Consider the following 11,261-nt stretch of genomic DNA (forward strand, 5'->3'; position numbering starts at 1 on the left):
CACGGACCGTCAGAAAATTCCTGTTCACGGCGACTCGGATGGCGCACGACATGGGCGTGCGGGCCACCCATTCGCATCTGCCCCGTCGCTGGCCGAGTCCGCGGGACTTAGCGTTCTCCTATGCGCTATTGACGTGGCGACGGCCGCGTCGAGAGGGGAAGTCGAATGTCTGGGTACGAGCTGGCCGAAGAGGAGGAGCAGCGGAAGAAGCGCGCTCCTTGGGGCGTGATAGCGCTTGTTCTGCTGACCGGCCTCGCGCTCATTCGGAATGGTTCGGGGGAGTTCGACGTGGGGCCCCCGCAGCCCGCGACGGCGGCGGCCGCGGAGAGCCGCGCACCCCAGGGTGCCTTCCTTCAGGCCCCGAATGCGCTGCCGTACGCCATGCCGGACCGGGTCAGGATCCCGGCGATCCAGGTCGACGCACCCGTCATGGCGGTCGGCCTGGACGCCGCCGGCTGGGTCGACGCGCCGCCGCCCGAGGACCCGAATCTGGCCGGCTGGTTCACCGGCGCCGTCTCCCCGGGCGAAAAGGGCACGGCCGTGGTCGTCGGGCATGTCGACAACAGTCAGGGCCCCGCCGTGTTCTACGGACTCGGGGCCCTCAAGAAGGGATACCGCGTCGAGGTCGCGCGCAAGGACGGAAAAACGGCCGTATTCGAGATCTACGGCATCGAGGTCTTCGAGAAGAACAACTTCCCCGGCGACCGTGTCTACGCTTCCAAGGGCAGCCCCGAATTGCGGGTCATCACCTGCGGGGGCGGTTTCTCCAAGCAGAACGGCTACGACGGGAACGTCGTCGTCTTCGCCCGCCTGGTCGAGGTCCGCTGAGCGGTCCCGGCCGGGCGGGCGCGGCCCGTCAGACGCGCCGCCGCCGCGGGACGGTGATGTGGTAGCCGTCGTCCAGCAGTTGCGGCAGATAGTCGCGCAGCGCCCGGACACTCTGCGAGCGGTCGCCCCCGGCATCGTGCGAGAGCACCACGACGCCGGGGGCGGCGCCGTTCTCGACCCGGTCGACGATGCTGCGGGAGCCCGGCTCGGTCCAGTCGAGGGTGTCGATCGTCCAGGCCAGCGGCTCCATGCCCAGCTCGGCGCCGAGCTGGAAGGCCGCGCGGTTCCAGGCCCCGTAGGGCGCGCGGAACCAGCGGGGCCACTCGCCGCACCCCTCCTCGATGATCTTGCAGGTACGTTCCATCTCGGAGCGGATCTGCTTCCTGGTGAGCTGGGTGAGCAGGGGGTGGGACCAGGTGTGGTTGCCGACGACATGACCTTCGTCGGCCATGCGCTCCACCAGGTCCGTGTTCTCGGTGACCATCTCGCCGCACACGAAGAACATCGCGCGGACGTCGTACTCCCACAGCGCGTCCAGGATCTCCGGGGTGTAGCGGGGGTCCGGGCCGTCGTCGAAAGTCAGCACCATGGTGCGACCGCGGCCGGAGACCCGCAGGAAGGGCTCGCGCCGTACGAGGAGCCGCCTGGAGGCGGCCTGCGGCGGACCGAGGCCGGTCAGCGGCTGAAGACGGTGGGCGGAGGGCTTGAGGGGGCGGCGCGCCTGCGGACCCGCAGCGCCCGCGGAGCCGGCGGCGGGCCGGACCGGCTGGTCGCCCGCGCGCACGGCGAGCAGACCGGCGGTGCCGGCCGCCCCGGCAGCGGCGGCGCCGACGGCCAACGCCCGGCGCCGGGTGAGCAACTGATCCTTCTTCATGACTGATCAGTCGCCGTTCCGGGCCCCGGCGCACCACGTCGGCACCTCAGCGGCGGCATGATTCCACCCGGGCGGCGTATGACGGACCGTCAGGGAAACGGTGGGTGTCCCATCGGTGAGCGGATCGCTGAAGAGCTACGCCCACGGCTGCGGGACCAGCGGTTTCCGATAGCCTCACGGGCGTGACGGAACAGCAGCACTCGCACTCAAACTCGCAGGGGTTCGAGCGGGGCACGGACGGGCCGAAGGTCATCGTGGTCGGCGTGGACGGCTCCGACTCCTCGTGGCGGGCCGCGTCCTACGCCGGTGGGCTGGCCCGGCGCCAGCACGCACTCCTCGCGATCGTGTACGTGCAGCCCGTGATGTCCGCGGGCGCGGCGCTCGGGGCGCCGGTCGCGGAGACGACGGACTCGATCGCCGAGGACCTCGTCGCGGAGATCCGGGACGCGACGGAGCGCATGAAGGGGATATTCCACGTGCGCTGGGAGTTCCACACGTTCCGCGGCGACCCCTTCAACGGCATGGTCAAGGCGGCCGACGAACTCAAGGCGGACGCCGTGGTGGTGGGCGCCTCCGAGCAGGCCGGCCACCGGATCATCGGATCCGTCGCGATCCGCCTGGTCAAGGCGGGGCGGTGGCCGGTGACGGTGGTGCCGTAGCCGCCGGCCCAGGGCGCCTACTCCCCCATCACCAGCCCATCGCTCGCCGCGCCCCGGCTGAGCACCACGTCCCGGATCCGGTCGCGTACGCCCCGCACGTCGGCGCCCTGCGCCAACGCCTTGTTGAGGTTCACCGCCCGGCCGGCGTCGATGTCGAACAGCTGCGGGACGAACTCGGCCTTCGTCACCTTCCAGCGGCCGCCGGGCCGGGCGGGCGGCGCGAAGGTGAAGCGGCCGAGGCTGGACTGGTTGCCGCGCGGGTCCTGCACACCCTGCTGGTTGAACATCGGGCCGGCGATCTGATCGCCCATTCCGTAGATCACCCAGGTGCCGTTGACCTTCTCGTACGCCTGCGGGACATGGGCATGGGTGCCGAGGATCAGATCGATGGCCGGGCGGTCCCCGGTGCGGGCGGCGGTGAGCTTCCGGGCCAGGTCCAGTTGCCGCCGGTCGGGCACGTCCTGCCACTCCGTGCCCCAGTGCATGGACACGACGACCACATCGGCACCGGCCTGCCGGGCCGCGCGGGCGTCCGCGAGGATCTTGTTCTCGTCGATCAGGCTGACGGCCCAGGGCTGCTCCGGCGGCAGCGGGGAGCCGTTCGTGTCGTACGTGTAGGCGAGGTGGGCGACCTTCGCCTCCCCCGCGAGCAGGAGGGTGGCGGTGCGCGCCTCGGCCTCGCTGCGCGCCGATCCGGCGTGCCGTACGCCCGCGCGGTCGAGGGCGTCCAGAGTGCGGCGGACACCTTCGGCGCCGTCGTCCAGGCTGTGGTTGGAGGCGGTGGAGCAGCCGTCGTAGCCGGTGACGGCGAGGCCGGCGGCAACCTCGGGAGGGGACTTGAAGGTGGGGTAGCCGGTGTAGTCGCCGTTCTCTCCATACACCGTCTCCATGTGACACAGCGCCAGATCGGCACGGGAGACGACGGGTTCGATCCCGGCGAACATCGGGCGGAAGTCGTAGCCGGCGCCGCCCGCGTCGAAGCGTGCCCGGTCGATGACCGAGCTGTGCGGGAGGACGTCGCCGGATGCGACGAGCGTGAAGCCGCCGGTCCCGGCGGCGGAGGGGGCCGGACGCCCTGTCGTGTCTGCAGGGTCGTTGGCCTCGGCCTGGCATGCGGCACCCGCGGCGAGAACGGCCGTGAGGGCCAGGGCAACCTGCTGTTTGCGTGCGATCATCGCCTCACCCCGTTGCGATCATATTTACAGACAAATAAGTACGAGTCTGCACGCTTCCGCAAACAACCCGACTGGTTTCATTAGCCCGTCCGGCAGTCACGGGCAGCGGAAGGGACCGTTCACCGAACCGTTCGTCGACGCGATCGACCGTCCGCCGCAGATCCTGGTCGGGTCCCTGTCCCCCATGGACACCCTGCGATGCCATACGGCCATGACGGCCGGAACCACGCTCACGAACGGGACGACCGCCGAGCACGAGCTCGCCGCACTTCAGCGGGAGCACGGCCGGCCCCTCTTCGCGCTGCTCCTCCGGCTCTGCGACGGTGACCGGCAGCGCGCCGAGGACCTCGTGCAGGAGACGCTCGTACGCGCCTGGCAGCATCCCGAGGCGCTGCGCGCGGATGACTTCGAGTCAGTACGGCCGTGGCTGCTGACCGTGGGGCGACGGCTCGCCATCGACGCGCGGCGGGCCCGGCAGGCGCGACCCGCCGAGGTCGGGGACGCGGTTCTGGAGAACGCACGCGTGATCGCCGACCACGCCGAGCGGGCGGCCGCGGCACTGGATGTGCGCGAGGCTGTGAAGACACTCACTCCCGAGCACCGTGAAGTCCTGGTGCTCGTGTACTTCCACGGTGCGAGTGTGGCGGAGGCCGCGGCGGCGCTCGGAATTCCTCCCGGTACGGTGAAGTCCCGCGCGTACTACGCGCTGCGCGCCCTGCGCAGGGTGCTTCCGGGATACGCGGCCGACCTGCGGTGAAACCAATGGATGAGTCAAGCCTCCGTAAAGCGCCTTGCTGAAGACCCCTGTTGAGCAATCTGCTGTCTTCATCCGTGTTCCCGACTGGGGCCCGGGGTCGGGCGACGCGCACGCACCGGAGGAAGGCAGGAAGGGATGCTGCACAGAGGTCAAGAGAGCACGGACGGCACCGGCGGCGGTGAACTGACCGTCCCCATGGCGTGGTTGTACGCCGAGTACATCGCCGACGAACTGCTGCGGACCGGCGACCTGATGCCGCCGACGTCCTTCGAGTTCCGCGCCGGACGGGACGCACTGGCGCTGACCATCTTCCTTTCCGACACCGACGGCGAGCTCTCCGGCATCCGGGTGGTCTCCCAGCTGGAGACCTGGCTTTCGCTGACGGCATACGACCAGCCGTGGCAGGACTGGGTCTGCGAGCGTATGGCGAAACTCGCCGCCGAGGCGATCGCGTCCGGGGACCCCGCGCCCGACCTGGAGCTGGCCGAGGCGGCCTGGCGCTGGCTGGAAGAAACCGAACTCCTCGCGCCCGACCTGAACGCGGTGCCCGGTGGTGGTGCTGTGGTCGGCGAGGACGAAGGACCGAAGGTGTGGACGCCGGCCTGGCAGCTGGGGCTGCCGCTGGGACATCTCGCCATCCATCTTTTTTAGATTGGCGGGGATCCGACCAATCCTCGGCCCGGGCCGCTCCGAATCCCAAGGTTCACGATTCGGTAAGCGCCTTGAGTGATTCGGCGGCCTGGTGCGTACCGGTGGGAGCAAGGAGTAACCCCACCCGCACCCAACGGCACGAGGATTCGGCATGAGGTCCCTGGAAAGGCATCGCGACGTCGCCGCGTACGCGCTCGGCGTGCTGGACGAGGCGGACGCCTTCCGCTTCGAGGACCACCTCATGGAGTGCCCCAGTTGCGCGGCACACGTGACCGAGTTCGGGCCGGCGACCCGGCAGTTGATGTTGTACCGGCGAGCCACACCGCGTTTCGTCAACCCCCTGACCCAGCCCGGCCCCCGGCTGCTGGACCGGCTGCTCGGCGAGGTGACGGCACGGCGACGGGTCGGGCGCAGGCGGGTGCTGTACGCCGTGGCGGCCTCCGTGGCGATCGCGGTGGCGGCGCCCGCAGTCGCGATCACGGCGGGCGGCGGCGACAGCAAGGTCAGCATCGCCTCGACCGACGAGCGGTCGGGCGTATGGGCGCAGGTCACGGTCGCGAACGCGGCCTCGGGCAGCCAGATCGAGCTGAAGGTCAAGGACGGGGCCGGGCCGCGCCCCTGCCGCCTGGTCGTCCTCGGCCGTGACGGCTCGGAGGAGACGGTCACCAACTGGATGACGCCCCGCCACGACGCCCGCGAGAACACCATGCACGGCAGCTCGTCCATGCACACCGACCAGATCGACCGGTACGAGGTCCGCACGACGGACGGCGAGCATCTGGTGACACTCGAACCGACATAGCGCGACACCCCCTCCCCGCACCCCTGTCATCCGTCCCGCCCCGACCACCGGGCGCCGCGATGGCCCCGGTGTGAGACTGCTGGCGACGAGCCCTGCCGCGTCCACGGTCCGACGAGGGGAGACGAGGTGGCCACGACAGAGACCGGTGACGGCCTGCTGGAGGAATTCCTCGCCGATCCGGACAACGCCGCCCTGGACCTGTCCACCGCGGTGGCCCGCTGCTCCAAGGCCCTGGGGTTTCAGCACGCCGTGGTCTACCTCGCGGACCTCCAGCAGCTCCAGCTCGTCCCGCTGACCGACGTCGCCTCCGCACTGCCCGGCACTGACCCCGGTCTCGCTGCGCCGCAGCAGGACCCTCGCCGCCCTGCTGGCCATGATGATCACATCGAAGCGGGCGTACAAGGACTCCTTCGTACGGCGGACCCGGACCGAACCGATGCAGTTGCCCGCCGAGATGCTGCGCGCCTTCCTGCCGCCCCGCACGATCGGCACCGCGCACGTCGTGTCCACAGCCGTGCTGGAGCCCGCCTACGAACTCGGCGGGGACGCCTTCGACCACTCCCTCACCGAGACCACGCTGCATGCCGCGGTCCTCGACGCGATGGGGCACGACCTGGCCTCGGGGCTGACCACCGCGGTGTCGCTGGCCGCCTGCCGCAACGCCCGGCGGACCGGGGCCGATCTGCCGGAGCTGGTCACGAGTGTGGACGGGGCGCTGGCCCAGTGGCTGCCGGACCAGTTCTGCACCGGCATCCTCGCCCAGCTTGACCTGGCGAGTGGCGTGCTCCGGTGGACCAACTGCGGGCACCCGGCGCCGCTGCTCATCCGGGACCGACGGCTCCTCGCAGACGCGATGGAGCGGGAGGCCGATCCGCCGCTGGGGCTGCCCTCCCTGCTCGCCGAGGGCACGCGGCGGACGCACGAGATCTCCCTCCAGGCCGGCGACCGGGTCCTGCTGTACACCGACGGGGTCACCGAGGCACGCACCCGCGACGGTGGCCTGTTCGGACTCGCCCGGTTCACCGACTACATCATCCGGGCCACCGCCGCGGGCGAGCTGGCACCGGAGACCCTGCGGCGGCTGATCCACTCGATCCTGGAGGCACAGCCCGGCCGGCTGCGGGACGACGCGACGATCATGATGTTCGAGTGGTGGCCGCCGACGCGGTGACCTCGGCACCTCACTTCAGCAACCGGGACATCCTCCGGTCGGCCAGGGGTTTGCCGCCGGTCTGGCAGGTCGGGCAGTACTGGAGCGAGGAGTCGCTGAAGGAGACCTCGCGGACGGTGTCGCCGCACACCGGACAGGGTTCGCCCGTTCTGCCGTGCACGCGCAGGCCGCTCTTCTTCTCGGCCTTGAGGCGTCCGGCGGCGACACCGCGGGAGCGCTCGACGGCCTCGGTGAGCGTGCTGCGCAGCGCCTCGTACAGCCGGGACGTCTCCTCGGAGGTCAGGGACGCGGCCAGTTTGAAGGGCGACATCCTCGCCGCGTGCAGGATCTCGTCGCTGTAGGCGTTGCCCACACCGGCGATCAGGCTCTGGTCGCGCAGGGCGCCCTTGAGCTGCCGTCGCTCCTCCCCCAGCAGCGCCGCGAAGCGCGGCTCGTCGAAGTCGTCGGCGAGCGGGTCCGGCCCGAGGCGGGCGATACCCGGGACCTCCTGGGGATCGTGTACGACGTACACGGCGAGCCGTTTCTGGGTGCCGGCCTCCGTCAGGTCGAAGCCCTCGCCGGTCTCCAGGGCGACGCGCAGCGCGAGAGGGCCCTTGCCGGGCTTGGGCGGGCCGTCCGGAAGCCTGTCCTTCCAGTGCAGCCAGCCGGCCCGGGCGAGGTGGGTCACGAAGTGCGGGCCACCGTCGGTCTCGAGGTCGAGGAACTTGCCGTGCCGCTGCACGGCGGTGACCGCGCGGCCCTCGACGGCCGTGAGCGGGGGGTCGTACGTCTTCAGGACGCTGATGGCGACGGGCAGCACCCGGACGATCTCGTGGCCGACCAGGTTCTCGGTCAGGAAGTCCTTGAGCGCTTCCACCTCGGGGAGTTCCGGCATACGTCCAGAGTGCCATCCGGGACCGACGGACTCAGTCCCCTTCCGGCACCGCGAACTCGCACCACACACATTTGCCGCCGCCCCGCGCCTCCACGCCCCACACGTCCGTCAGCAGGTCGACGAGGAGCAGTCCGCGCCCGGAGACGCCCGACTCCCCCGCGTCGCGGCGGCGTGGCAGGGCACTGGAGGAGTCCTCGACCTCGACGCGCAGCCGCCGGTCGGTGCTGGTCAGCACCCGCAGGGTGACGACGGCGGAGCCTTCGGTGTGCATCAGGGCGTTGGTGATCAGTTCGTCGGCGACGAGTTCGATCTCGTCGGCGCGCTCGCGGGCGCCCCAGGCGCGGACGGCGGCGCGGATCATGTGCCGGGCCTGGCTGAGGGCGTCGGGGTCGCCGGGTGCGACGTGCTGCTGGAGCCGGCCGCCGGACTTGGGGGCGTCCATGCTGCGGCGGCGCAGCAGGAGCAGGGCCACGTCGTCGTCACCGCCGCGTTCCTCGGCCACGTCGATGAGCAGGTCGGCGAGGTCGTACACGTCGTCCGGGCCGGTCTTGATCATTGCTGTCAGGGTCTGCATGCCGTCGTCGAGGTCGGCGCCGGGCTGTTCCACCAGGCCGTCGGTGCACAGCAGCAGGGTGTGGCCGGGATCGAGCTCGATGGTGCCGACCGGATATTCGAGGCGGCCGAACTCTGCGGACAGCCCGAGCGGCAGCCCGCCCTCCACGGCCACCCGGCGGCAGGTCCCGTCGGCCTGCCGGACCAGCGGGTCGATGTGCCCGGCCCGGACCACCTGGAGGACTCCGGTCGACAGGTCGGCCTCCGCGTACAGACAGGTCGCGAAGCGGTCGGTGTCGAGTTCGTGCAGGAAGACGGAGGCGCGGGCCATCACGGTGGCGGGCGTGTGGCCCTCGGCGGCGTAGGCACGCAGGACGATGCGCAGCTGGCCCATGACGGCGGCGGCGTGTGTGTCGTGGCCCTGGACGTCGCCGATGACGGCGCCGACGCGGCCGCCCGGCAGCGGTATCAGGTCGTACCAGTCGCCGCCGATGTCCCGGCCCAGGGAGCCGGATCGGTAGCGGACGGCGACCTCGGCGCCGGGCACACTGGGGATGCTGCGCGGCAGCATGGCCTGCTGGAGGCCGGTGGCGAGGTCCTTCTCCTGTTCGTAGAGCATGGCCCGCTGGAGGCTCTGCGCGATGCTGGAGCCGAGGGCGACGAGCACGTTGCGTTCGTCGGGTGTGAAGCCGCGCCGGTCGCTGTAGAGCAGGCCGACGGCGCCGATCGGCCTGGCCTGGGCGATGAGCGGCAGGTAGGCGGCCGAGGTGATGTCCAGGTCGGTGATGTGCGGCCACAGCACGGGATAGCCCTCGGCGAACTCCTCGGGCGACTCGATGAACCTCGGGGTGAGGGTGCGGACGACCTCACTCATGGGGTAGGGCTCGTCGATGCGGGTGACGTCGGTGCCGGGCACGAAGCTGCCCGCGGGGCCCTCGGCGATCAGCCGGATGCGGCCGGCCTCGACCAGGCCCATGACCAGGCTGGTGGCGCCGAGGTGGATGAGGCCGTGGGTGTCCTTGAGGGCGTCGATGACGTCCTGGACGGTACGGGCGTGGGCGAGGGCGGCGGTGGTGAGCTGGACGACGTTGGTCTGCCGGCGGTGGGCCTCGTCCTGTGCGGCCTGGTCGCGGCGGGCCTCGATCTCGGCGAGTTCCTGGGTGGCGTCCCGGACGATGCCGATGATGCGGCGCGGCCGGCCCGTCTCGTCGCGGCGGATGTAGCCCTGGGTGTGGGTCCAGCGCAGGGTGCCGTCTCGGCGGCGGATACGGAAGTAGACGCCGTAGTTCTCGCTGCCGTCCTTCATGGCCTGGGAGACGAGGCCGTCGAGCCGGTAGGCCTCCGGGCGCGGGACCCGGACGGCCAGGGTCTCGGGGTGTCCGTCGTATTCGTCGGGGCGCAGGTCGAAGACTTCGTGGGCCTGGGCGTCCATGTGGAACAGGCCGGTGTCCAGGTCCCAGTCGAAGCTGCCCATGCGGTTGAGCGCCAGGATCGGGTCCGGGTGGGCGGGCCAGTCGTCCGGGAGTGACAGGGCGCTCGCTCCCCGATCAACCATGGGCCCACCTTGCCAGGATTCGACAGATTCTTCGACCGGTAAGCACCGCTCCAGAAAATGGTCCGGGGGTCAGCTGCCGAAGACGTCCGTCGGGCTGCCGAGGATGATGTCGGTGCTCTCCGGCTCGTCGGGGATCAGTCCGCCGCCGTCGGGCACGTCCGGGGTGTCCGGCACGGCCCCGGGGCCGACCTCGTCCGGGGACTCGGGGGACTCCGGGGACTCCGGGGACTCCGGGGACTCCGGGGACTCCGGGGACTCCGGGGAGGAGGAGTCGGGTGGGGAGCCGGACTCCTTTTCCGGCGGGGTGGTGGTGACGTCCGGCGGCACGGGCGCGCTCGGGCGGCCGCTCGGGGACCGGCTCTCCTCGCCGGGGGACGTGCTGGACTCACTCGGCGGTGAGGTCGGAGTCGGCTTGGGCGTGAGGGTCGGCGTCGGCGTCACCGGGCGCGGCGCGGGCACGCCGCGGTCGTGGCGGACGTCATGGCCGACACGTCGCTCGATCCAGGTGTGGTTGACGGTGCTGATGATCGTGACGCTGGTGATGATCCGGGGCGCGGGGGCGACCACGACGACCTGCGCGGGGCGATAGCCCGACCAGGGGCGGCCGTCGGTGCCCGGGTTGCCCCGCATCGCGACCGGCGGCCGGAGCGGGTTGCCGCAGGCGCAGCGGACGCGCGGCACGCCCCGGTTGTCGACGAGGACGGCCGTACCGGCCTGGAGCACGGACTGGTAGCCGGTCGTCCGGCCGCTCCGGTAGCCGTGGTTGGTGACCCGGGTGTCTGCCCGCAGCATGACCGGGGTCAGACCGCGCACGTAGGCGGGGACCGAGGCCTCGGCGACACCCGTGACCCGGGCGAAGGCACCGGCCTTGGCCCGGTCGGCGGTGAGGAGGGCGATCTGCCGGTTCATGTCGCAGCTGCCGTCCCGCTGCCGACCGCCGTACAGACCGGGCGTCCCACCGGAGAAGGTCCGCACTCCGCGCAGAGCGGAGGCGTTCACCGTGGGTGTCGACGGGGCCGGTCGGGTGACCGTCGGCGGGGTGGCCGTCGAGGTCGCGGTGGAGTCCGTGAAGGGATCCGGGCCCCTGTCCGCGGCCGGCTGGAGGAAGAGCTCGCCGCGCGGCTGCGCGGCCCGGTCCGTGTCGCCGTCACTGTCGCCGCAGCCGGCTACGAGGAGGGTCGCCGAGAGCGCGCAGGCCATGACGACGGTTCGGATGGGTAGCCGCACGTCGTCCTCCCGCTTCATCCCGGGCGCAGTTCGTCACTATTGTCTGCTTCGCTCACTTGGGTTACGCAAGCGGAGAGGATATACACGGAGAGTGACATCGGTTTCCGGCGCGACAATGGAGTCAGGAAAGCAGGGC

General features: G+C 71.2%; 11 protein-coding genes. 6 read left to right on the top strand and 5 right to left on the bottom strand.

Annotated features, from left to right (window positions below; all coding sequences use genetic code 11):
* Window positions 1-165 precede the first annotated feature (165 nt).
* Window positions 166-828 (top strand): class F sortase, encoded by a 663-nt coding sequence (locus tag KCH87_RS36245; RefSeq protein ID WP_210592106.1) that lies wholly within the window; start codon window positions 166-168, stop codon window positions 826-828.
* A gap of 28 nt (window positions 829-856) precedes the next feature.
* On the opposite strand, the gene KCH87_RS36250 is transcribed toward KCH87_RS36245, so the two are convergent.
* Window positions 857-1,702, bottom strand: a complete 846-nt coding sequence (locus tag KCH87_RS36250) for a polysaccharide deacetylase family protein (protein WP_210592107.1) — start codon at window positions 1,700-1,702, stop codon at window positions 857-859.
* 182 nt (window positions 1,703-1,884) lie between these two features.
* On the opposite strand from KCH87_RS36250, the gene KCH87_RS36255 reads away from it, so the two are divergent.
* Window positions 1,885-2,361 carry a universal stress protein gene (locus KCH87_RS36255; RefSeq protein ID WP_210592108.1) on the top strand — a complete coding sequence of 159 codons (477 nt, stop codon included), beginning with the start codon at window positions 1,885-1,887 and terminating at the stop codon, window positions 2,359-2,361.
* A 17-nt stretch (window positions 2,362-2,378) separates the two neighbouring features.
* Here the strand turns inward: KCH87_RS36255 and KCH87_RS36260 are convergent, their stop codons facing one another.
* Window positions 2,379-3,536, bottom strand: coding sequence for a CapA family protein (locus KCH87_RS36260; protein WP_210592109.1), 1,158 nt, complete (start codon window positions 3,534-3,536; stop codon window positions 2,379-2,381).
* Between the two features lie 211 nt (window positions 3,537-3,747).
* Here KCH87_RS36260 and KCH87_RS36265 point away from each other — a divergent pair, with 211 nt between their 5' ends.
* The 4 genes from KCH87_RS36265 (at window position 3,748) to KCH87_RS36280 (ending at window position 6,917) form a co-directional block, all read left to right on the top strand.
* A complete protein-coding gene (locus tag KCH87_RS36265) occupies window positions 3,748-4,293 on the top strand; it encodes a sigma-70 family RNA polymerase sigma factor (RefSeq protein WP_210592110.1) in 546 nt (181 codons plus the stop codon).
* Between the two features lie 135 nt (window positions 4,294-4,428).
* On the top strand, window positions 4,429-4,944 hold the full coding sequence (locus tag KCH87_RS36270) for a hypothetical protein (protein WP_210592111.1): 516 nt from the start codon (window positions 4,429-4,431) through the stop codon (window positions 4,942-4,944).
* Between the two features lie 151 nt (window positions 4,945-5,095).
* Window positions 5,096-5,746, top strand: a complete 651-nt coding sequence (locus KCH87_RS36275) for a zf-HC2 domain-containing protein (protein ID WP_210592112.1) — start codon at window positions 5,096-5,098, stop codon at window positions 5,744-5,746.
* Window positions 5,747-6,119: 373 nt separating this feature from the next.
* A complete protein-coding gene (locus KCH87_RS36280) occupies window positions 6,120-6,917 on the top strand; it encodes a PP2C family protein-serine/threonine phosphatase (protein WP_374199079.1) in 798 nt (265 codons plus the stop codon).
* Between the two features lie 10 nt (window positions 6,918-6,927).
* Here the strand turns inward: KCH87_RS36280 and KCH87_RS36285 are convergent, their stop codons facing one another.
* The 3 genes from KCH87_RS36285 to KCH87_RS36295 form a co-directional block, all read right to left on the bottom strand.
* The gene (locus KCH87_RS36285; RefSeq protein ID WP_210592113.1) at window positions 6,928-7,791 is read right to left on the bottom strand and encodes an Fpg/Nei family DNA glycosylase; all 864 of its coding nucleotides are present in this window, start codon (window positions 7,789-7,791) and stop codon (window positions 6,928-6,930) included.
* Window positions 7,792-7,822: 31 nt separating this feature from the next.
* Entirely contained in the window at window positions 7,823-9,898 is a 2,076-nt protein-coding gene (locus tag KCH87_RS36290; RefSeq protein ID WP_210592114.1) for a SpoIIE family protein phosphatase, read from the bottom strand.
* A 69-nt stretch (window positions 9,899-9,967) separates the two neighbouring features.
* A complete protein-coding gene (locus tag KCH87_RS36295; protein ID WP_210592115.1) occupies window positions 9,968-11,125 on the bottom strand; it encodes a DUF6777 domain-containing protein in 1,158 nt (385 codons plus the stop codon).
* Window positions 11,126-11,261: the final 136 nt, after the last annotated feature.

This window comes from Streptomyces sp. GESEQ-35, from assembly GCF_017948485.1.
In the GTDB taxonomy this organism is placed as follows: Bacteria; Actinomycetota; Actinomycetes; order Streptomycetales; family Streptomycetaceae; genus Streptomyces.